The organism is Clavibacter sp. VKM Ac-2872 (genome assembly GCF_015351105.1).
GTDB lineage: Bacteria > Actinomycetota > Actinomycetes > Actinomycetales > Microbacteriaceae > Clavibacter.
On sequence record NZ_JADKRR010000002.1, the window covers coordinates 419280 to 440094 of the forward strand.

At 69.1% G+C, this 20815-nt stretch carries 19 protein-coding genes and 1 pseudogene; 9 read left to right on the top strand and 11 right to left on the bottom strand.

Annotated elements, in window-relative coordinates; all coding sequences use genetic code 11:
* Nucleotides 1-16: 16 nt before the first annotated feature.
* From ITJ40_RS12450 to ITJ40_RS12460, 3 genes and pseudogenes are all read right to left on the bottom strand, one after another.
* Nucleotides 17-571 carry a single-stranded DNA-binding protein gene (locus ITJ40_RS12450; protein ID WP_086515642.1) on the bottom strand — a complete coding sequence of 185 codons (555 nt, stop codon included), beginning with the start codon at nt 569-571 and terminating at the stop codon, nt 17-19.
* 102 nt (nt 572-673) lie between these two features.
* Nucleotides 674-1018: pseudogene (gene rpsF / locus ITJ40_RS12455) on the bottom strand (30S ribosomal protein S6); the annotation flags it as partial.
* Nucleotides 1019-1202: 184 nt separating this feature from the next.
* Nucleotides 1203-2633, bottom strand: a complete 1431-nt coding sequence (locus ITJ40_RS12460; RefSeq protein WP_194667356.1) for a CCA tRNA nucleotidyltransferase — start codon at nt 2631-2633, stop codon at nt 1203-1205.
* Nucleotides 2634-2724: 91 nt separating this feature from the next.
* Here ITJ40_RS12460 and ITJ40_RS12465 point away from each other — a divergent pair, with 91 nt between their 5' ends.
* From ITJ40_RS12465 to ITJ40_RS12490, 6 genes are all read left to right on the top strand, one after another.
* A complete protein-coding gene (locus ITJ40_RS12465; RefSeq protein ID WP_194667357.1) occupies nt 2725-5016 on the top strand; it encodes a DUF6049 family protein in 2292 nt (763 codons plus the stop codon).
* Between the two features lie 36 nt (nt 5017-5052).
* Nucleotides 5053-6684 (top strand): murein biosynthesis integral membrane protein MurJ, encoded by a 1632-nt coding sequence (murJ, locus tag ITJ40_RS12470; RefSeq protein ID WP_194667358.1) that lies wholly within the window; start codon nt 5053-5055, stop codon nt 6682-6684.
* 156 nt (nt 6685-6840) lie between these two features.
* Nucleotides 6841-7878 carry a thioredoxin-disulfide reductase gene (gene trxB / locus ITJ40_RS12475; protein ID WP_194667359.1) on the top strand — a complete coding sequence of 346 codons (1038 nt, stop codon included), beginning with the start codon at nt 6841-6843 and terminating at the stop codon, nt 7876-7878.
* 81 nt (nt 7879-7959) lie between these two features.
* Nucleotides 7960-8283: a thioredoxin gene (gene trxA, locus ITJ40_RS12480; RefSeq protein ID WP_043667755.1), complete on the top strand. Its 324-nt coding sequence runs from the start codon at nt 7960-7962 to the stop codon at nt 8281-8283.
* 145 nt (nt 8284-8428) lie between these two features.
* Nucleotides 8429-9751 carry a PLP-dependent aminotransferase family protein gene (locus tag ITJ40_RS12485; RefSeq protein ID WP_194667360.1) on the top strand — a complete coding sequence of 441 codons (1323 nt, stop codon included), beginning with the start codon at nt 8429-8431 and terminating at the stop codon, nt 9749-9751.
* Nucleotides 9752-9794: 43 nt separating this feature from the next.
* A complete protein-coding gene (locus tag ITJ40_RS12490; RefSeq protein WP_194667361.1) occupies nt 9795-10760 on the top strand; it encodes a D-alanine--D-alanine ligase in 966 nt (321 codons plus the stop codon).
* Nucleotides 10761-10814: 54 nt separating this feature from the next.
* Here ITJ40_RS12490 and ITJ40_RS12495 read toward each other — a convergent pair whose 3' ends face one another.
* The 8 genes from ITJ40_RS12495 to rpmH all read right to left on the bottom strand — a co-directional run bounded on the left by ITJ40_RS12495 (nt 10815) and on the right by rpmH (nt 16294).
* The gene (locus tag ITJ40_RS12495; RefSeq protein WP_194667362.1) at nt 10815-11816 is read right to left on the bottom strand and encodes a ParB/RepB/Spo0J family partition protein; all 1002 of its coding nucleotides are present in this window, start codon (nt 11814-11816) and stop codon (nt 10815-10817) included.
* Entirely contained in the window at nt 11816-12697 is an 882-nt protein-coding gene (locus ITJ40_RS12500) for a ParA family protein (protein WP_228512354.1), read from the bottom strand. The genes ITJ40_RS12495 and ITJ40_RS12500 overlap by 1 nt, the downstream gene beginning before the upstream one ends.
* A gap of 146 nt (nt 12698-12843) precedes the next feature.
* On the bottom strand, nt 12844-13479 hold the full coding sequence (gene rsmG, locus ITJ40_RS12505; protein WP_194667363.1) for a 16S rRNA (guanine(527)-N(7))-methyltransferase RsmG: 636 nt from the start codon (nt 13477-13479) through the stop codon (nt 12844-12846).
* Nucleotides 13480-14009: 530 nt separating this feature from the next.
* The gene (locus tag ITJ40_RS12510) at nt 14010-14534 is read right to left on the bottom strand and encodes a R3H domain-containing nucleic acid-binding protein (protein WP_194667364.1); all 525 of its coding nucleotides are present in this window, start codon (nt 14532-14534) and stop codon (nt 14010-14012) included.
* On the bottom strand, nt 14531-15493 hold the full coding sequence (gene yidC / locus ITJ40_RS12515) for a membrane protein insertase YidC (RefSeq protein ID WP_194667365.1): 963 nt from the start codon (nt 15491-15493) through the stop codon (nt 14531-14533). The genes ITJ40_RS12510 and yidC overlap by 4 nt, the downstream gene beginning before the upstream one ends.
* Nucleotides 15494-15503: 10 nt before the next feature.
* On the bottom strand, nt 15504-15815 hold the full coding sequence (gene yidD, locus ITJ40_RS12520; RefSeq protein WP_194667366.1) for a membrane protein insertion efficiency factor YidD: 312 nt from the start codon (nt 15813-15815) through the stop codon (nt 15504-15506).
* Nucleotides 15812-16153: a ribonuclease P protein component gene (gene rnpA / locus ITJ40_RS12525; RefSeq protein ID WP_194667367.1), complete on the bottom strand. Its 342-nt coding sequence runs from the start codon at nt 16151-16153 to the stop codon at nt 15812-15814. Before rnpA ends, yidD begins: the two co-directional genes overlap by 4 nt.
* A 3-nt stretch (nt 16154-16156) precedes the next feature.
* Nucleotides 16157-16294, bottom strand: coding sequence for a 50S ribosomal protein L34 (gene rpmH / locus ITJ40_RS12530; protein WP_012039665.1), 138 nt, complete (start codon nt 16292-16294; stop codon nt 16157-16159).
* Nucleotides 16295-16773: 479 nt separating this feature from the next.
* Between rpmH and dnaA the strand changes: the two genes are divergently transcribed.
* The 3 genes from dnaA (at nt 16774) to gnd (ending at nt 20808) form a co-directional block, all read left to right on the top strand.
* Nucleotides 16774-18204, top strand: coding sequence for a chromosomal replication initiator protein DnaA (dnaA, locus tag ITJ40_RS12535; protein ID WP_194667368.1), 1431 nt, complete (start codon nt 16774-16776; stop codon nt 18202-18204).
* Nucleotides 18205-18748: 544 nt separating this feature from the next.
* On the top strand, nt 18749-19900 hold the full coding sequence (dnaN, locus tag ITJ40_RS12540; RefSeq protein ID WP_194667369.1) for a DNA polymerase III subunit beta: 1152 nt from the start codon (nt 18749-18751) through the stop codon (nt 19898-19900).
* A 20-nt stretch (nt 19901-19920) separates the two neighbouring features.
* Nucleotides 19921-20808 (top strand): phosphogluconate dehydrogenase (NAD(+)-dependent, decarboxylating), encoded by an 888-nt coding sequence (gene gnd / locus ITJ40_RS12545; RefSeq protein WP_194667370.1) that lies wholly within the window; start codon nt 19921-19923, stop codon nt 20806-20808.
* The last annotated feature ends 7 nt before the right edge of the window (nt 20809-20815 follow it).

Genomic DNA, 20815 nt, shown 5'->3' on the forward strand with positions numbered 1-20815 from the left:
CGTAGTGCGACGAGCCCTAGAAGGGCGTCTCGTCGTTGAAGTTGCCGGGGTTGGACCAGCCGCCGTCGCCGCCGCCGGAGTTGCCGCCGGAGCTCGCGGGGGTGCCCCACGGCTCCTCGGCCACCTGCTGCTGCTGGGGCTGTCCGCCGCCGAACTGGCCACGGCCACCGCCGCCGGAGTTGCCCCCGCCGGAGTTGCCGCCGCCGCCGGCCGCGCGCGTGACCTGAGCCGTCGCGTAGCGGAGCGAGGGGCCGATCTCGTCGACCTCGAGCTCGATGGAGGTGCGCTTCTCGCCCTCCTTCGTCTCGTACGACCGCTGCTTGAGGCGGCCGGTCGCGACGACACGCGAGCCCTTGGTGAGCGAGGACGCCACGTGCTCGGCGAACTCGCGCCACACGCTCGCACGGAGGAAGAGGGCGTCGCCGTCCTTCCAGTCGTTGCTCGCGCGGTCGAAGGACCTCGGCGTGGAGGCGATGGTGAAGTTGGCTACCGCCAGCCCGTTCTGCGTGTACCGCAGCTCCGGATCACTGGTGAGGTTGCCCACGACCGTGATGATGGTTTCGCCGGCCATCGACTACTCCCCGGTCTTCTCGCTGGAAGCAGCCTGGGCTGCCGGCTTGCCGGGCGTCGCCGGAGCGGCGTCCGTGGCGGGCGCCTGGGGCGCGGCGTCTGCGGCCTTGGACGTGGCGGCTGCCTTGCGGGCGGCCTTCTCGTCGGCGAGCTTGCGAGCGGACGCGACCATGGCCATGGCCTCCTCGGCACGCAGCACCTTGGTGCGCATGACGGCCTCGGACAGACCCAGCTGGCGGTCGAGCTCCTGCGTGGCCTCGCTCGTGGCGGTGAGCTGGACGACGGCGTAGATGCCCTCGTTCTTCTTGTTGATCTCGTACGCCAGTCGACGACGGCCCCAGACGTCGACGTTGTCGACGGTGCCACCGCTGGTGCGGATGACGTTGAGGAACTTGTCGAGACTGGGAGCGACGGTGCGCTCATCGATCTCGGGATCCAGGATCACCATGAGTTCGTACTGATGCGTCACTAACCCACCTCCTTCGGACTTGAACGGTCGCAGACGATCTGCGACAGGAGGGTATGTGCATCTGTCCGCGCGGGGCAGGGGAATCCCGTTGCCGGGCGGACAACCTCGCAAGACTACCGGATGGGGAGGGGTCGCACCAGGCCGAGGGACGCGGGGACGCGGATCAGGACCCCTCGGCGGCCCACCACGCGACGAGGCGGCGCTCGGCCTCCTCCGCGGGGAGCGGGCCCTCGTCGAGACGCAGCTCCAGCAGGAAGCGGTAGGCGCGGCCGACGACCGGTCCGGGCGGCACGTCGAGGATCCGCATGATGGCCTCGCCGTCGAGATCCGGACGCACGGCCGCCATCTCCTCCTGCTCGGCGAGCTCGGCGATGCGCGCCTCCAGATCGTCGTAGGCGAAGCCGAGCCGATCGGCCTTGCGGCGGTTCTGCGTCGTGACGTCGGCGCGCGTGAGCATGTGCAGGCGCTCGAGCTCGGGGCCGGCGTCGCGCACGTAGCGGCGGACGGCCGAGTCGGTCCAGCCGCCCTCGGTGTAGCCGAAGAAGCGGAGATGCAGCTCGATGAGGCGCGCGACGGAGGCGATCGTGTCGTTGTCGAATCGGAGGGCGCGGAGTCGGCGCTTGGCCATCTTGGAACCGACGACGTCGTGGTGGTGGAAGGTGACGACGCCGCCGGGCTCGAGCCGGCGCGTGGACGGCTTGCCGATGTCGTGGAGGAGCGCGGCCAGGCGGAGGACGAGGTCCGGCGCCTCGCCGGGGTGACGGGAGCGCTCGTGGTCGATCGCCTGGTCGAGCACCTGGAGGGAGTGCTGGTAGACGTCCTTGTGACGGTGGTGCTCGTCGGCCTCGAGCTTCATCGCGGGGAGCTCCGGCAGCACGTGGTCCGCGAGGCCGCCCTCCACGAGGAGGTCGAGTCCGGCGCGGGGCTCGGGGGTGCGCAGGAGCTTGGAGAGCTCGTCGCTCACGCGCTCGACCGAGATGTCGAGGATCCGCGGCGCCATGTCGCGGATGGCGGCGAGCGCCGCGTCGTCGAGGCGGAAGCCGAGCTGGGAAGAGAAGCGGACGGCGCGCATCATGCGGAGCGGGTCGTCGCCGAAGGAGACCTCCGGGGCGACCGGCGTGCGGAGCACCTGCGCGAGGAGGTCGTCGATGCCGCCGGACGGATCCACCAGCACCACCTGCGGCAGGCGCACGGCGAGCGCATTGACCGTGAAGTCGCGGCGCACGAGGTCCTCCTCGAGCGAGGAGCCGAACTCGACCTCGGGCTTCCGGGAGACGCCGTCGTACTGGTCGGTGCGGTAGGTCGTGATCTCGACCTGCTCCCCCTTCACGCGCGCGCCGATGGTGCCGAAGGCGCGGCCGATGTCCCAGTGGGCGTCGGCGACGGGCTTCACGATCTCGAGGATCCGATCCGGGCGCGCGTCGGTGGTGAGGTCGAGGTCGGTCGCGGCACGGCCGAGGAAGGCGTCGCGGACGGGTCCGCCGACGAGGGCGAGCTCGTGGCCCGCCTCGTGGAACGCCCGAGCGAGCACGGCGACCGGGGGCGATGCGGCCAGCTCGCGGAGACGCTCGAGGGCCTGTGCGACGCTGTGCATGGTCGGACAGTCTACGGCGGGCGGCGAGCGGCATCCGCGTCCACGGCGAGCGCACACGGGCCGCGCGGGGCCAGCCATTTAGAATCGCCAGATGCACGCCGCGCCTCGACACGACGCCGGCCCCACCCGCACGGACAGAGCCCTCCGCTTGATCCGGCGATCCGCCCGACGCACGATCTCCACCCTCGTGTGCGTCACGGTCGCCGCCGGGACGCTCGCCGCCGGGACGGTCGCGGGTCCGTCGACCCCGGCGCACGCGGCCACCGACGGCGTGACGCTCACCGTCACGCCCGCGGCAGAGGGGATCCTCACGCCCGGAGAGGACCTCGCGGTCACCGTCTCCGTGGTCAACGCCACGGACGCCGCCGTTCCCGCAGGCCGCATCGACCTCGACCTCAACCGCACCGTCCTCGACACCCGCGCGAAGATCGACGGCTGGCTCGACACCGCGGCCACCGACGCGAACACGCGGACCGGCCCCCGCATCGGCCGCACCGACACCCCCGAGGTGCCCGCGGGCGGCACGGTCGACGTGGCGATCACGATCCCCTCGGCGACCGTGGCGCTGCAGGGCAGCCGCGGGGGCTTCGGCCCGCGTGGGCTCACGGCCGAGCTGGAGGCCGGCGGCTCGGACGTCGCGACCGGGCGCGGTGCCGTCGTCTGGAGCCCCGGAGCGGATCCGGCGCCCACGCCCGTCACGGCCGTCATGCCGCTCACCGTCCCGCCGAGCGCCTCGGGCTTCGTCGACGCCGAGGCCCTCGCGACGTACACGGCGCCGCAGGGGACGCTCACGCGCCAGCTCGACGCGGTCTCCGGCCGGCCCGTCGCGGTGGGCATCGACCCGCGGATCATCGCGTCCATCCGGATCCTCGGCGCCGACGCCCCCGCGTCCGCCGTCGAGTGGCTGCAGCGCCTCCGCGAGATGCCGAACGAGACCTTCGCGCTGGCCTGGGCGGACGCCGACGTCGCGGTCCAGGGCCAGGCCGGTGCGGCGACCCTGCTCGCGCCCACGGACGCCACATACGCCGTGCGGGCGAGCCGGTTCGCGGCCCCGGGCTCGACCCCCGCGCCGAGCTCGACGCCCACCCAGACGCCCACCGCCACGGAGTCCCCGGCCGCGAGCGGCACGGGCAGCGGATCCTCCGTCGCCGGCGCCGCGACCGCCACCCCCAGCGAGACGCCCACCGCCCCCTCGAGTCCTGGGCCCAGCCCGACCCCCACGGCGCCGCCGCTCGCCCCCGTGCCGAGCCTCGCCGACCTCACCGCATGGGACTACACGCTCTCCGGCGTCTCCTGGCCGTCCGCGGGCACGGTGACGTCCGGCGACCTCGGCGTGATGGCGGCCAGCGGCACGACGACCGCGATCCTCGCGAGCGGCGACGTGCAGTCCACGGGCTCCGCGGCCGTCGCCGCGACCGGGACGATCGGCGGCACCACCGTGCTCGTGACGGACGCCCGCGTCTCGGCGCTCGTCGACCGCGCTCTCTCCGCGGAGACGGACGAGGCGTTCGGGATCGCGCTGGCGCAGCTCTCGGCGACCCTGGCGGCGGATGCGCGCGCGGCCGATGGACACGTCGTGGTCGCCGGCCTCGAGCGCGGCTGGGCGGCGTCCGGCGGCCGCCTGGGACAGGTGCTCGACGCGATCCAGGCCCTCCCCTTCAGCGACACGGCGGCGCTGGGTGCGGCGTTCGCGACCGCGCCCGTCCCCCTGCAGGTCGTCGACCACCCCGAGGATCCCGCGCGCGTCCAGCGCGTCGCCGACGCGATGTCGCTCGAGGCCCAGGTGGACGCGTTCGCGAAGGCGGTCGAGCGCCCTGAGCTCATCACCGGTCAGCAGCGGATGCTCCTGCTCGCCACGCTGGCGAACCGCTGGCGCGACGAACCGGATGGGCTGGTGACCGTCCAGGACGGTTACGCGGCGCAGGCTGATGCGCTGCTGGGCTCCGTGGCCATCACGACCCGTCAGAACACCGTCATCAGCGACACCACGAGCCTCCTGATCAACGTGAGCAACGAGCTCGACCAGCCCGTCACGGTGCGGCTGTCGATCATCGCGGGCAGCGGCCGGATCCGCGTCGACGACTCCGCCCTCGTCACGGTCCCCGCGCACGGCAGCGCGTCGGCCCGCCCGCCCATCACGTCCATCTCGAACGGCGACATCGTCGTCACCGCGCGGCTCACGACCGAGGACGGCTCCGTCCAGGTCGGCGACAGCGCGCCCGTCGAGCTCTTCATCCGCGCCGGGTTCGAGGCCGTCGTCACGACGCTGTTCGTCACCGCGGTCGCCCTCCTGTTCGGCTTCGGCCTGTTCCGCAGCATCCGCAAGCGCCGCCGCGCCCGCGCCCGGCAGCTCGCCGGCCTGCCCGAGGAGATCGATGACTGACCGGATCGCGCCCCGCACCCCCGGCACGGGCGCCTCGTGACCGCCGCTCCGGCCGCGCGCGGAGGCGGCATCGGCCGCGCGTCCGCCCTGCTCGCCTCGGGCACGTTCGTGTCGCGCATCCTCGGCTTCGTCAAGGCCATCGTGCTGCTGCAGACCATCGGCGCGACCCTCGGCAGCTCCAACGCGTTCTCCAACGCGAACCAGCTGCCGAACAACATCTACGTGATCATCGCGGGGGGCGTCCTCAACGCCGTCCTCGTGCCGCAGGTCGTGCGGGCCGCGAAGCACGCCGACGGCGGCGCCGGGTACATCAACAAGCTCGTGACGATCGCGATCGTCGTGCTCGGCGGCGTCACGATCCTCGCGACCGTCGGCGCTCCCGTCGTCTCGCGCCTCTACGCCGCCACCCTGCCGCCGGACGTCTTCGCGCTCGTCGTCGCGTTCGCCTACTGGTGCCTCCCGCAGATCCTCTTCTACGGGCTCTACGCGGTGCTCGGCGAGGTGCTCAACGCGCGTGGGTCGTTCGGCCCGTTCACGTGGGCGCCCGTCCTCAACAACGTGGTCGCCATCGCGGGCCTCCTCGTGTTCCAGGCCATGTTCGGCTCGGGCAGCCGTCCGGTCGACGACTGGAGCCTCGACAAGATCGTCGTGCTGGCCGGATCCGCGACCCTCGGCGTCGTCGCCCAGGCGCTCATCCTCTTCGTCTTCTGGCGCCGCGTGGGCCTGCGCTTCCGGTTCGACTTCGCGTGGCGGGGCGTGGGCCTCGGCACCGCCGGACGCCTCGCCGGCTGGACCTTCGGCATGCTCGTCGTGACGCAGCTGGCCGGCATCGCGCAGTCGAACGTGGCGAACATCGCGGCCACCTCGGACAGCCCGTCGAGCACGATCCTCCTGAACGCGTGGCTGTTCTTCATGCTGCCGCACTCGATCTTCGCGGTCTCCATCGCGACCGCCTACTTCACCCGGATGAGCACCCACGCGGGCGAGGGCGACCACGACAGCATGCGCGCGGACCTCTCCTCGGCCGTCCGGCTGGTCGGCCTCATGACCGTGCTGTCCACCGCGCTCATCGCCGTGCTGGCCGGACCCGTGGCGCGGGTCATGGTCTCGGGCGACATCGGCGAGGTCCGCGGATACGGCGTGGTCCTCATCGCGTTCATCCTCGGACTGCCGGCGTTCAGCACCCTGTTCGTGCTGCAGCGCGCGTTCTACGCCCTCTCGGACACGCGCACGCCGTTCCTCATCCAGTGCGCGCAGGTCGTGCTGTTCGTCGCCGGCGCGCTCGTCATCTCGCAGCAGCCCGTCGAGATGATCGGCGTGGGTCTCGCGGTGCTGCAGACCGTCACGGTCACCGGGCAGGCCGTGCTCGCCGCGGTGCTCCTCCGCCGGCGCATCGGGCGCATCGACGGCCGCCGCATCCTCCGCAGCGCCGTCCGCTTCGTCGTCGCCGCCGTGCCGGCCGCGCTCGTCGGCATCGCGCTGCTCACCCTCGTCTCGGGCGGCGCGTTCGAGGGAGTGGGCGTCGCGTCGAAGGGCCAGGCGCTCCTCGTCGGGATCCCCCTGGCCGCCGTGATGACGGCCGTGTACCTGGCCGCCCTGGCCGCTATGCGCTCCTCGGAGCTCCAGCAGCTCGCCAGCCCCGTGATGCGCCGCATACGCCGCCGCTGACCCGTCCCGACGCTGGCCGCCCGACCTGCGCGGCTGCCTGTCCGCCCCCGCACCCCCGCCCGGTGGAGGCGGAGGAATAGCCGCTACCGTGGGTCTGTTGCAGAGGTGAGCGGGCGCCGGGAAGGCGCCCCGCCGAGCAGTGGAGGAGAAGCCGTCGTGCGTCAGATCATCATCATCGGTTCGGGTCCCGCGGGATACACGGCCGCCATCTACGCCGCGCGCGCCAACCTCACGCCCCTCCTCATCGCGAGCTCGGTCGAGGCCGGCGGCGAGCTCATGAACACCACCGAGGTGGAGAACTACCCGGGCTTCACCGACGGCATCCAGGGCCCCGACCTCATGATGGCGATGCAGGCGCAGGCCGAGCGCTTCGGCACCGAGGTCGTCCTCGACGACGTCACCTCCGTCGACCTGAAGGGCGACGTCAAGCGCGTCACCCTCGGCAACGGCGACGTGCACGAGGCCCTCGCGGTCATCGCCGCCACCGGATCCGCGTACCGCAAGCTCGGTCTCCCCGCGGAGGACCGCTTCAGCGGCCACGGCGTCTCCTGGTGCGCGACGTGCGACGGCTTCTTCTTCCGCCAGAAGACCATCGCGGTCGTCGGCGGCGGCGACAGCGCCATGGAGGAGGCCACCTTCCTCACCCGCTTCGCGGAGAAGGTCTACGTGATCCACCGCAAGGACTCGCTGCGCGCCTCCAAGATCATGCAGGAGCGCGCGTTCGAGAACCCGAAGATCGAGTTCATCTGGAACGCGCAGGTGGTCGACATCACGGGCGGCGAGAAGGTCGAGGGCGTCGTCCTCGAGGACACCGTCACGGGCGAGCAGCGGCCCCTCGCGCTCGAGGGCCTGTTCATCGCCATCGGCAACGACCCCCGCACGCACCTGTTCCATCAGCAGCTCGAGCTCACCACCGAGGGCACCATCGCCGTCGACGGACGCTCCTCGCGCACGAACCTGCCGGGCGTGTTCGCCGCCGGCGACGTCATCGACCCCACCTACCGTCAGGCCGTCACGGCCGCCGCGTCGGGAACCGTCGCGGCGCTCGACGCGGAGCACTTCCTGGCGTCCCTTCCCGACACGCTGCTCGACGCGGCCTCGGACGGACCGGACGGGCCCGCGGGCCACGGTGCGCCGGCCGCCGGCAGCGCGGTGGATCCCGACGGCGAGCTCGTCGGCGCCGAGCGCCCGTAATCCCCGGCGCGACGCCGCGCCCACCCTCACCGGAGGATCCGGGAACCGCCCGGACCCGCAGAACCACACGAAGGAGCACTCATGTCCCACTCCCGCGACGTCACCGACGCCAGCTTCCAGGCCGACGTCCTCGACGCCGAGAAGACCGTCATCGTCGACTTCTGGGCGCCCTGGTGCGGCCCGTGCAAGGCCGTCTCGCCCGTGCTCGACCAGATCGCCGCCGAGAACCCCGGCATCGAGCTCGTCAAGATCGACGTGGACGACAACCCCGAGGTCGCCATGAAGTACAAGATCACCTCGATCCCGGCCATGAAGGTCTTCCAGAAGGGCGAGGTCGTCAAGACCGTCATCGGCGCCAAGCCGAAGCCGGCCCTCGAGCAGGAGTTCGCCGACTTCCTCAAGTAGCGTGCACTGCCGCCGCATAGGCGACGAGCACCACCGGAGGGCCCGGCACCGCGAGGTGCCGGGCCCTCCGTCGTCCGGCCGACCACCGGGATCCCGGGCCGCCGCCCGTTAGGCTGGACGGCAATCGGACAGTGAGAGACGTGACGTGACACCTGCAGGCAGCCCCCGCGAATCCGCGGGCACCAACCTCGACCCCTGGTTCCCCCACTACGCGGAGAGGACCTCGGGCCTCAGCGCCTCCGAGGTCCGCGCCCTCTTCGCCGTGGCCTCCCGACCCGAGGTCGTCTCGCTCGCCGGGGGCATGCCGTTCGTCTCGGCCCTCCCGCAGGAGCTCATCGTCTCGGCGATGGAGAAGGTCATGCGCGAGCGCGGCCCCGTGGCGCTGCAGTACGGCGGCGGCCAGGGCACGCCGGAGCTCCGCGAGGACATCCTGGAGATCATGGCCCTCGAGGGCATCCGCGGCAGCGTCGACGACATCGTCACCACCACGGGCTCACAGCAGGCGCTCGACCTCGTCACGAAGCTCTTCATCGACCCCGGCGACGTGATCCTCGCCGAGGCGCCCAGCTACGTCGGTGCCATCGGCGTCTTCCGCAGCTACCAGGCCGTCGTCGAGCACGTGGTCATGGACGACGACGGTCTCGTCCCCGAGGCGCTGCGCGAGGCCATCGCCCGGATCCGCGGCGAAGGCCGCACCATCAAGTTCCTCTACACGGTCCCCAACTTCCACAACCCGGCCGGCGTCACCATGTCCGCCGCGCGGCGACCGGAGATCCTCGAGATCTGCCGCTCGAACGACATCCTCGTGCTCGAGGACAATCCCTACGGACTGCTCTGGTTCGACCGGCCCGCCCCGGACGCCATGCGCAGCCTCGACGACGAGGGCGTCATCTACCTCGGCTCGTTCTCCAAGACGCTCGCGCCCGGCTTCCGCGTCGGCTGGGCCCTCGCGCCGCACGCCATCCGCGAGAAGCTGATCCTCGCCCAGGAGTCGGCGGTCCTCTCCCCCAGCTCCTTCAGCCAGCTCATCATCTCCGAGTACCTGCACGCGTCGGATTGGAAGGGCCAGATCGACACCTTCCGCGGCGTGTACCGCGAGCGTCGCGATGCCACGCTCTCCGCGCTCCAGGAGCACCTGCCGAGCCTCTCGTGGACCGTCCCGAACGGCGGCTTCTACGTGTGGCTCAAGCTCCCCGAGCAGCTCGACTCCAAGCAGATGCTGCCCCGGGCCGTCACGGCGCTGGTCGCGTACACGCCCGGCACCGCCTTCTACGCCGACGGTCGCGGGCGCGATGCCATCCGCCTGTCGTTCTGCTATCCGACGCCGGAGCGGATCCGCGAGGGCGTCCGTCGCATGGCGGGCGTGATCGACGACGAGATGGACCTGCTGACCACGTTCTCCGGGACGGGCGCCCTCGCGTCGCGGCCCACGACGTCCGTCGACACCCCGCCGCCGGACCTCGACTGACCCTCCGCGTCCACGTACACCGACCGAAACCGGATCGAGAATCATGACCGCACACGAGCCCCTCTCCGTCCTCGTCCTGGCCGGCGGCATCTCCCACGAGCGGGACGTTTCACTCCGCAGCGGTCGTCGCGTCGCGGACGCCCTGCGCGCAGCCGGCGTCCCGGTGTCCCTCCGCGATCCCGACGCCACCCTGCTCGACTTCCTCCGCGCTTCCCCTCCGGCCGTCGTCTGGCCGGTGCTCCATGGTGCGAGCGGCGAAGACGGAGCGCTCCTCGGGCTCCTCGAGCTCGCTGGAGTGCCGTACGTCGGCTCCTCCGCGAAGGCCGCCCGTCTGGCATGGGACAAGCCGACCGCGAAGGCGATCGCGGAGTCCGCCGGCATCCGCACACCGCGATCGGTGACCCTCCCCAAGGACACGTTCCGCGAGCTCGGGGCTGCAGCTGTCCTGCGCCTCGTCGCCGAGGCCGTCCCCGCCCCGTACGCGGTGAAGCCCGCCCGTGGCGGGTCCGCGCAGGGGGTCACGATCGTGGACCATGCCGATGCGCTCCCACGGGCGATGGTGGACGCGTACACCTACGGCGACGTCGCCCTCATCGAGGAGCTCGTCTCCGGGACCGAAGTCGCGATCGGTGTCCTCGACACGGGTGACGGACCCCTGGCCCTGCCGGCGACGGAGATCGTCCCTACGTCAGGTGTGTACGGTTACGAGGCGCGCTACAACGCGGGTCTCACGCGCTTCTACACTCCCGCCCGCATCTCCCCCGACACGGCCACGGCAGCCGCGGCAGCGGCCGTCGGCATCCATCGCGCGCTCGGCATCGGGCAGATGTCGCGCGTGGACATCATCATCGACGCCGCGGGCGAGCCGTGGTTCATCGAGGTGAACGTCATCCCCGGCCTCACGGAGACGTCGCTGCTGCCGCAGGGCCTCGCCGCGGCGGGCGTCGAGGTGGGCGACCTCTATCGACGCCTCGCCGAGGCTGCACGGGGAGCCTCCCCCCGACACTGACGGGCGTCCCGCCGTGATGCGGTGACGGCCGCCTCGGCCTCGTGGATGGAGGTGTCAGCTCCCGTCGGCGTCCGGCACGCCCATCTCCTGCGCGATGCGCGTCAGATCCCCGACGGTCGCGAAGTCGATGACGATCTGACCCTTCTGGGCCGACATCGTCACCCGGACGCTCGTGTTGAGATGGTCTCCGATGCGCTGGGCGGCGTCATCCAGATGAGCGGTCCGTGCCGAACTCGTGCTCTTGCGCGGTGTGGTGGTCCGCTGACCCTTCTGCGCGGCGGCCTCCGCGGCTCTCACGGAGAGGTCCTCGTTGACGATCTTGTCGGCGAGGTGACGCATGGCGTCCTCATCCCCGGAGGACAGGATCGCGCGCGCGTGACCGGCGGACAGGACGCCGGCGGCGACGCGATGCTGCACGTCCTCGGGGAGGCGCAGCAGGCGGATCGTGTTGGTGATCTGCGGCCGGGACCGCCCCAGCCGCTGTGCGAGTTCGTCCTGGGTTATCGCGAAGTCCGCGAGCAACTGCTGGTACGCGCTCGCCTCCTCCAGTGGATTCAGCTCCGACCGATGCAGGTTCTCCAGCAGCGCATCCCGCAGCATCGACTCATCGGCAGTGTCCTTGATGACCGCGGGGATGGTACTCAGCCCGAGCTCCTTGGTGGCACGCAGGCGGCGCTCCCCCATGACCAGCTCGTAGCGCGCACGGCCATCTGCGTCGGCCCCGAGCGGGCGCACGACGATCGGCTGGAGCACCCCGTACTCCCGGATCGAGACCATGAGCTCCTCGAGCTCGTCCCGTCGGAAGTCCGTGCGCGGCTGCTGCGCGTTGGGGGTGATGTCCGCGGGGTCGAGGTTGGCGAGCCGCGCCCCTGGTACGGCGACGAGCTCAGGTTCACCTTCACCCTGCGGGCCGCCCCGTGTCTCGCCCTGCACTCCGCTCGGGGCGCCGGCCCCGATGCTGTCCGGGAAGAAGACGTCTACTGGCCGGCTGCGCTCGTCGGACGTCGGGATGAGGGCGCCGATGCCGCGACCCAGGCCGGTTCTCTTGGTTGCCATTACTTCTGGGCTCCTCGGTGTGCGATCTCGGCTGCCGCCTCCAGGTAGGAGAGCGCGCCAGGTGAGTTGGGGTCGTAGCTGATGACGCTCTGCCCGTAGCTGGGCGCCTCGCTGATGCGTACAGACCGCGGGATGAGGGTCGTGAGCGTCTGCTGGGGAAAGTGCTCGCGGACCTCTGCTGCCACCTGCTGAGCGAGGTTGGTGCGTCCGTCGTACATCGTCAGAAGGATGGTCGACATCGTCAAGTCGGGATTCAGGTGCTGTGAGATCAACTCGATGTTCGAGAGCAGCTGACTGAGTCCCTCCAGGGCGTAGTACTCGCATTGGATCGGTATCAGCACCTCGTTGGCGGCGCTGAACGCGTTGATGGTGAGCAACCCCAGGGACGGAGGGCAGTCGATCAGCACGTAGTCGAAGTCGCGACCGTGGTCGGAAGCGAGGAACGCATCCAACGCCCGCCGCAGACGCCGTTCTCTCTGCTGCAGGGTGACCAGCTCGATCTCGGCGCCGGCAAGGTGGATCGTTGCCGGGACGCAGAAGAGCGTGTCGAACTCAGGACTCCTCTGCAGCGCGTCTTCGACGGGCGCGTCGTTGATCAGGACGTCGTAGACGCTCGTCAGCTCACTGGAGCGATCTGCGCCCAGCGCCGTCGAGGCATTGCCCTGCGGATCCAAGTCGATGACGAGTGTCCGTGATCCCGTCTTTGCAAGCGCTGCAGCGAGGTTGACGGTGGATGTCGTCTTGCCCACCCCGCCCTTCTGGTTGGCGATCGTGAAGACGCGGGTTCGTGTGGGGCGGGGAAGAACCACGCCAGCCAGAGCCTTGCGCCGTCGGCTTGTCTCCGACAGCTCGCGTGCGATGGGACTCAGGTCGTCATCCATGGATGTCTCTCTGTCTGGGTAACGCAGCTGGATGGTCAGTTCGACAACGTTCATGTTTCACGTGGAACATCCGGCGGCGCTTTCAGGGATTCCGGGTCGGCAATAGCGCGCTGATCTGCACTTTCCATTGCCTTCGGCTTCTCGCATCACGCCACCCGAGCCCGGATCACACGAGTCAGTTCGTCGACTTGCCCTGTACCGAGAGTGATGACCTCGACGTCCTCGAGGTGGTACTTCCTGATGGCCTTGCTGGCCGCCTCGACCTCGCGCTCCGCGTTGGCGCCCTTCATGAGGACGAGCTCTCCCCCGGTCTTCACGAGGGGCACCGTCAGGGGTATCAACTTCGAGAACGCGCTGACTGCACGAGCCGTCACCTGATCGAGACTGAAGTCGTTCGCCACGTCCTCAGCACGCGCACGCGAAACCCGCACATTGTCCAAGCCCAGATGACCGACCTGTTCATTGAGCCACGCGACTCGGCGCTCCATCGGCTCAATGAGAACGAAGTCGACATCTGGTCGCGCGATCGCGAGGACCAGTCCCGGCAACCCCGCACCCGTGCCGATGTCCCCGACTACGCCGGGATTGAGGAGCGGTGCGACCAGGGCGGAGTTGATGATGTGGCGGGTCCACAGACGTGGGGGTTCAAGTGGCCCGATGAGCCCGAGTTCCTCTCCCCTGCTTCCCAGCTGCGCCGCGAACTCACGCGCGAGCTTGGCGCGCCCGCCGAACAGGGCGCTGGCAATCTGAGGTTCCTGCTCCACGCTTGTGTGCTCGGGCATTGACTGTCCATCCTGGTGAATGAGGGCTTCACGTGAAGATCGGGGAACTGATCCCATGACCGCTTGAGCTCGAGGGAGATGCGCACATGGCGCCCATGTGAGTTTAGCGTCGATCAGCGCATGGGACGACTGGTGCCCAGCGATGACTGCTTGCGGGACGTCGGACTCTCATGCGCGTGTTTCACGTGAAACACGGTTGGTGGCGTCGCCTCGATCAGCGATGCCACGCATGAGGCACGTCACGACTCCATGGACGCCACCTTCGCGCACAATCACTGCAGGGCGTTTCACGTGAAACATGGACTCCGTCTCGGGGTCCCCACCAACGCCGCGCACAGATGCATGATCGAACTCCTCCATGTCGTGGACTAGTCGGTGACACGCGCGTCGCGTCGAACGACGATCAACCGCGTTGTCGGAGCACCGTTCCTTTACTAGCACACCCGTATTATTTCCCGCACGGTGCTCTGCTCCGAGGAACAGGTGAGGCCCGGTCACTCGACCGGGCCTCGCCTGTGACGATTCGGCTCTCACACCTTCGTGATCACCGTGTGTCGATCGCGTCCTTCGCCTTCGGACTCCGACGTGTACCCACGCTCCGCCACGATGTCATGCACGAGCTTCCGCTCGTATGACGACATGGGCGGCAGCGAAGCGCTCGCCGAGCCTGCAGAGATGCGCTCGATGGCACGGTCGACCAGCTGCGCGAGCTCGACCTGGCGCGCGTCACGGGATCCCCCGACGTCGAGGATCAGTCGGCTGAACGCACCGGTCTTGTTCTGCACCGCCAGACGCGTGAGCTCCTGCAAAGCCGTGACCGTCTCAGGGTTCGACAGCAGACGCAGGTCCTCCGAGTCCGCCGCATCCACGGACACGTATGCCCGCCCACCGCGCTGGTCGATGTCGATGTCACCGTCCAGGTCACAGATGTCGAGGAGCTCCTCGATGTAGTCCGCTGCGATGTCCCCTTCGTCTCCACTGCCGGGAGTGGCCTCGACCTCATCCCCGACAATCGCAGAGCCATCCTGCTCGGTGTCGTTCGTCAGATCCGTCATCGGCTCTTCGATCCCGACTGCTTCTTGGCCCGGTTCTTGCCGACCGGCTGCTGGCGCTGCGCCGGCTTGCGCTCCTCGACGACGACGGTACCGGGGTCGGTCGATGCCTCGGGAGCCACCAGCTTGCCCTTCCTCGCCAGACGAGCCTCACGCGCACGCGCCGCCTCGCTACCCGGCGTGGGCATGTTGCGGATGACGAGGAACTGCTGCCCCATCGTCCAGAAGTTCGAGACGAGCCAGTAGAACATCACGCCGAGGGGGAAGGCGATGCCGGACACGGCGAACACCAGCGGGAGGATGTACAGCAGGATGCGCTGCTGCTTGAACATCGGGCTGGCCTTGGTCTCCTCGGACATGTTCTTGGCCATGATCTGGAGCTGCGTGATGAACTGCGATGCGGTCATGAGGATGACCATGGTGGTCGCGATCACGATGACGGTCGCGTTGCCGTCAGCGGTGGAGATCGCCGACTGCAGGGGTGCGCCGAGGAAGGAGGACTCGCCGAAGGAGCGGGACAGTTCCGCGTTGAGCAATCCGATGCCGGGGAGCTCCTCGACGGCAGCACGGTGCAGCACGGAGTAGAGCGAGAAGAAGATCGGCATCTGCAGGAGGAGCGGGAGGCAGCTGCTGAGCGGATTGGTGCCCGTGTCCTTGTACAGCGCCATGGTCTCGCGGGACATCGCCTCACGCGAGAACTGGTCGCGCTTGCCCTTGTACTTGTCCTGGATCTTCTTCAGCTGCGGCGCGACCTCCATCATGCGGCGCTGGTTCTTGATCTGCCGCACGAAGATCGGGATGAGCGCCGCACGGACCACGAGGACGAGCCCCACGATCGAGAGCACCCACGTGGCGCCGTTGTTCGGGTCCAGGCCGATGCTGGTCCAGAGGGTGTGGAAGCCGACCAGGATGAGTTCGATGACCCACTTGATCGGCCACAGGATCGTTCCGAGGAAGTCCATGAGGTGGTCGTTAGCCCTTTCCGTGGCTGGGTGCGACGACGAATCCGAGCCTCGTGCGCCGATACTGCTGGGCCCCACGAGCGGGGACGTCGTCGATGCCGCCTTCCGCCCAGGGGTGGCACCGGCACACGCGCCATGCGGCGAGGAGGCCACCGTGGACGAGCCCGTGCTGCTGGACGGCCTCGAGGCCGTAGGCGGAGCAGGACGGGTAGTACCTGCAGACGTCCCCGTAGAGCGGAGAGACGACGCGCCGGTACAGGCCTATGACGGCGATGGCGGCGTTGCGGGGCGCGAGGGAGACGGAGGTCAGTGCCCTCTTCATATCGTCCTCACGGCCCGCGTCACGGCTGACGCCATCTCCTCCTGCAGGGTATCCCACGGCATCCGCTCCATGCCTGGCAGTACGCGGATCACGATGGACGTACCCGGAGGGATGCTCGGCAGCAGACCGGCCGACACGGCCTTGAGTCGTCGACGTACCAGGTTCCGGGTGACGGCATTGCCGACCTTCTTGGAGACGATGAACCCGAATCGCGTGGGTTCGTCGGAGGTTCCGGCGAGCGCCGACACCACCGCCGTCCCGGTCGTGGTCCGGCGGCCCCGTCTGACGATGGTGCGGTAGTCCGCACCGCTCGTCACGCGGTTCCGCCGGGCGAGCACGGACTACGCGGAGAGCTCGGTGCGTCCCTTGCCACGACGGGCGGCGAGGATGGCACGACCGGCGCGGGTGCGCATGCGGAGGCGGAAGCCGTGCTTCTTGGCCTTCTTGCGGTTGTTCGGCTGGAAGGTGCGCTTGCTCACGGTGAGTCTCCACTCAGGTTGGTCCACGGGGCCGACGAGTGCGGCTGGGAAGATGGGGCAGCCTCGAGGGGCTGGGTCAACTGCCTAAATCTACGGGGCGGGAAGCCTCGGGTCAAACCCGCGAGGCGGATCGTGATTATCCACACGAACCGGCCATCGGCCGGTATCGACATGCCGCCGTCGATAGGGTCGATTTGTCCGGATCTCCGACAGTGGCTACCGTGTGGCGTGGCCGCGACGCGTCGGGGATCGCCCGGCGCGGTGCTGGCGGCCCGTTCGCACACAGGGTGCATAACCCTGTGAGTAACTATGCTGTCCGCGGTCGCGGTACCGGGATGGTCCGCACCCTCGGAGCCTCCGGGGACGGACGCCGCACGCACGAACGCGACGCCCTTCCAGCGTCGACAGCAGTCCGCGCACCGCGAGGCGGCCCCGGCACCAGCCGTGGGACCGAGCCTGGTGACGGCAGATGGGGAAACATGTCCGACCGCTCCGACCCGACGCACGCGATCTGGCAGAAGGTGCTCGCCGCCCTCACTGCGGACGACCGGATCACCCCGCAGCTGCACGGCTTCATCAGCCTGGTGGAGCCGAAGGGCGTGATGACCGGCACCCTCTACCTCGAGGTGCCCAACGACCTCACCCGGGGCATGCTCGAGCAGCGCATCCGCGTGCCCCTGCTCAACGCCATCGGATCGCTCGACGAGGCGGCCGGCGTCAGCAACTTCGCCATCGTCGTCAATCCCGAGATCGCGCAGGACGCCTTCGCCCAGCACCCGGAGCCCGCGGAGCAGCCGTACATCGAGACTCCGACCATCACGGCCCCGACCGACAACCCGGGTGTGCCGGCGTCGCCCTCCCGCGGCGATTCGCGCCTCAACCCGAAGTACGGCTTCGACACCTTCGTCATAGGAGGCTCCAACCGCTTCGCGCACGCCGCGGCCGTCGCCGTGGCCGAGGCGCCGGCCAAGGCCTACAACCCGCTCTTCATCTACGGCGACTCGGGCCTCGGCAAGACGCACCTCCTGCATGCCATCGGCCACTACGCCATCAGCCTGTACCCCGGGATCCGCGTGCGGTACGTGAGCTCCGAGGAGTTCACCAACGACTTCATCAACTCGATCGCGAACAACCGGTCATCGCTGTTCCAGTCGCGCTACCGCGACAACGACATCCTCCTGATCGACGACATCCAGTTCCTCCAGGGCAAGGACTCCACGCAGGAGGCCTTCTTCCACACCTTCAACACGCTGCACGACCACAACAAGCAGGTGGTCATCACGAGCGACCTGCCGCCGAAGCACCTCACGGGCTTCGAGGACCGCATGCGCTCGCGCTTCGAGTGGGGCCTGATCACCGACGTCCAGGCACCCGACCTCGAGACGCGGATCGCGATCCTCCGCAAGAAGGCGCAGAGCGAGAAGCTGCAGGTACCGGACGACATCCTCGAGTACATGGCCACCAAGGTCACGTCGAACATCCGGGAGCTCGAGGGCACGCTCATCCGCGTCACGGCGTTCGCCAGCCTGAACAAGACGCCCGTCGACCTGGCTCTCGTCCAGACGGTCCTGAAGGACCTGATCACGCTCGACGAGGACAACGTCATCGCGCCGGTCGACATCATCAATCACACCGCGGCCTACTTCAAGCTCACCGTCGACGACCTCTACGGGTCCTCCCGCTCGCAGGCTGTCGCCACCGCACGCCAGATCGCCATGTACCTCTGCCGGGAGCTGACCAACCTCTCGCTGCCGAAGATCGGCCAGCTGTTCGGCAACCGCGACCACACGACGGTGATGTACGCCAACAAGAAGATCACCGAGCTCATGAAGGAGCGCCGCTCCATCTACAACCAGGTGACGGAGCTCACGAGCCGGATCAAGCAGAACCACCGCTACGGCAAGATGTGATCTCCTCTGCACGTGCCGCACGAACACGCGCGGAGGACGAGGCAGCAGAAGGGGTCGGACCACATGGTCCGACCCCTTCTGCGCGTCCCGGGAAGAGGAAGCCTGCGAGCCTGATCGGAGCCCTGACGACGTCGGCAGGGTCCCTCCCCACATCCCGGGGACGGCTGGAGAGAGCCAGAGGGGTCGGATCCGTCGTTCCCCACAGTGTGCACAGAGTGTGGATAACTGTGGAGAACCGCCGGAGCGGATGTGGGTTCGAGGACCCGGCCTGTGGAACCGGGCTCCACGCTTCGTCGTCAGTCCGCCGAGTCCCCAGGCAGCTCCACACCCGCCCCACATGTTGCAGACGTGTAGTTCCCTCTCGATCACCGGGACTCCGGGAGTTGTCCACAGATTCCACAGCGGTTAAGACTATTGATCCTTAAACCCTTCATTGGATGTCGCCCAAGAACCTCAGGGTGTGGACGGATCGACGTCGTGGGGTCCCCCGTCGGCACGGCTAGCATTGACCGACAAATCTTCCGCTCATCGAGGGGTCCACAACGTGAAGTTCCAAGTCAACAGGGACGTCTTCAGCGAGGCGGTGTCCTTCGCCGTCAAGCTCCTGCCGCAGCGCACGACCCTCCCGATCCTGAGCGGAGTGCTCATCGAGGCGACCGAGGACGGACTGACGCTGTCGTCGTTCGACTACGAGGTCTCGGCGCGCACGCAGATCCAGGCGGACATCGAGGAGGCCGGGCGCGTCCTGGTCTCCGGCCGGCTCCTCGCCGACATCGCCAACCGGCTGCCGAACGCCCCGGTCCGCTTCACCACCGAGGACTCGAAGATCACCGTCTCGTGCGGATCGGCGCACTTCACGCTGTTGAGCATGCCCGTGGAGGAGTACCCGACGCTGCCGCAGATCTCGGAGCAGTCCGGCCTCCTGCCGGCGGAGCAGTTCGCCGCCGCCGTCTCGCAGGTCGCGGTCGCGGCGTCTCGCGACGACGTCACGCCCGTGATCACCGGCGTGCAGCTCGAGGTGGGGGAGACCAGCCTCGGCCTGATCGCGACCGACCGGTACCGGGTGGCTGTGCGCGAGATCGACTGGGACGGCGGCGACTCCACGACCGACGGCACGAGCCGCACCGCGCTCGTCCCCGCCCGCACGCTGCAGGAGATCGGGAAGACCTTCGGCCATAGCGGCACCATCTCGGTCGCCATCACGGACACCGACGACCGCCAGCTCATCGCGTTCAGCGCCGACAGGAAGACCGTCACGTCCTTGCTGATCCGCGGCAACTTCCCGCCGGTCAAGCGCCTCTTCCCCGAGACGGTCGACAACTACGCGGTCATCAACACGGCCGACCTCATCGAGGCGACGCGGCGCGTCCAGCTCGTGCTGGAGCGCGAGGCGGCCCTCCGGTTCACCTTCACCATCGACGGCCTCACCCTCGAGGCCATCGGATCCGAGCACGCGCAGGCATCGGAGAGCATCGACGCCCTCCTGACGGGCGTCGACACGGTGGTGTCGCTGAAGCCCCAGTTCCTGCTGGACGGCCTCGGCGCCGTCCACTCCGAGTTCGTCCGCCTCTCGTTCACGAAGACGGACAACCCCAACAAGCCCGGCCCCGTGCTCATCACGAGTCAGTCCTCCAAGGACCAGGCCGGCGCTGACAACTACCGGTACCTGCTGCAGCCGAACCTGCTGCTGCGCTAGACCGCGACCAAGGAGAGAACATGCACATCGGACTCGTCGGACTCGGCAAGATGGGCGCCCGCATGCGCGCGCGCCTCGAGGCGAACGGCATCGAGGTGACCGGCTACGACACCAACCCCGACGTCTCCGACGTGGCTACGCTCGACGACCTCGCCGCCGCGCTGCCCACCCCGCGCCTCGTCTGGGTCATGGTCCCGGCCGGCAAGGTCACGCAGAACGTCGTGGGCGACCTCGCCCGCATCCTGCAGCCGGGGGATCTCGTGATCGACGGTGGCAACTCCAAGTTCACCGACGACTTCGCGCACGCGGGTCTGCTCGCGGAGAAGGGCATCGACTTCGTCGACGCCGGCGTCTCGGGCGGCGTGTGGGGCCTCGAGAACGGCTACGGCCTCATGGTCGGCGGTCCGGTCGAGCAGGTCCAGCGCGCGATGCCCGTCTTCGACGCGCTCCGTCCCGAGGGCCCCCGCGAGGAGGGCTTCGTCCACGTCGGCGACTCCGGCGCGGGTCACTACGCGAAGATGGTCCACAACGGCATCGAGTACGCGATGATGCAGTCGTTCGCCGAGGGCTACGAGCTCCTCGCGGCGCGCAAGGACATCATCAAGGACGTCACGGGCACGTTCGAGGCATGGCAGCGCGGCACCGTCGTGCGCTCCTGGCTGCTCGAGCTCCTGGTCAAGGCGCTCAAGGAGGACCCTGGCTTCGAGGACATCGAGGGCTTCGTGCAGGATTCCGGCGAGGGCCGCTGGACCATCGAGGAGGCGCTCGACAACGCGGTCCCCATGCCCGCCATCAGCGCATCGATCTTCGCGCGCTTCTCCTCCCGCCAGGAGGACTCCCCGGCCATGAAGGCCGTCGCGGCGCTGCGCAACCAGTTCGGCGGCCACTCGGTGCAGAAGAAGTCCTGACCACCGG

Excerpts from the sequence above, each read along its gene's own strand:
- yidC (WP_194667365.1), bottom strand. The coding sequence starts at position 15,493 with ATGGACTTCCTCGGAACGATCCTGTGGCCGATCAAGTGGGTCATCGAA.
- ITJ40_RS12465 (WP_194667357.1), top strand. The coding sequence starts at position 2,725 with ATGCACGCCGCGCCTCGACACGACGCCGGCCCCACCCGCACGGACAGA.
- ITJ40_RS12490 (WP_194667361.1), top strand. The coding sequence starts at position 9,795 with ATGACCGCACACGAGCCCCTCTCCGTCCTCGTCCTGGCCGGCGGCATC.
- ITJ40_RS12450 (WP_086515642.1), bottom strand. The coding sequence starts at position 571 with ATGGCCGGCGAAACCATCATCACGGTCGTGGGCAACCTCACCAGTGAT.
- gnd (WP_194667370.1), top strand. The coding sequence starts at position 19,921 with ATGCACATCGGACTCGTCGGACTCGGCAAGATGGGCGCCCGCATGCGC.
- rsmG (WP_194667363.1), bottom strand. The coding sequence starts at position 13,479 with ATGCCCGAGCACACAAGCGTGGAGCAGGAACCTCAGATTGCCAGCGCC.
- ITJ40_RS12500 (WP_228512354.1), bottom strand. The coding sequence starts at position 12,697 with ATGGATGACGACCTGAGTCCCATCGCACGCGAGCTGTCGGAGACAAGC.
- dnaA (WP_194667368.1), top strand. The coding sequence starts at position 16,774 with ATGTCCGACCGCTCCGACCCGACGCACGCGATCTGGCAGAAGGTGCTC.
- ITJ40_RS12495 (WP_194667362.1), bottom strand. The coding sequence starts at position 11,816 with ATGGCAACCAAGAGAACCGGCCTGGGTCGCGGCATCGGCGCCCTCATC.
- ITJ40_RS12460 (WP_194667356.1), bottom strand. The coding sequence starts at position 2,633 with ATGCACAGCGTCGCACAGGCCCTCGAGCGTCTCCGCGAGCTGGCCGCA.
- ITJ40_RS12510 (WP_194667364.1), bottom strand. The coding sequence starts at position 14,534 with ATGACGGATCTGACGAACGACACCGAGCAGGATGGCTCTGCGATTGTC.
- trxA (WP_043667755.1), top strand. The coding sequence starts at position 7,960 with ATGTCCCACTCCCGCGACGTCACCGACGCCAGCTTCCAGGCCGACGTC.
- yidD (WP_194667366.1), bottom strand. The coding sequence starts at position 15,815 with ATGAAGAGGGCACTGACCTCCGTCTCCCTCGCGCCCCGCAACGCCGCC.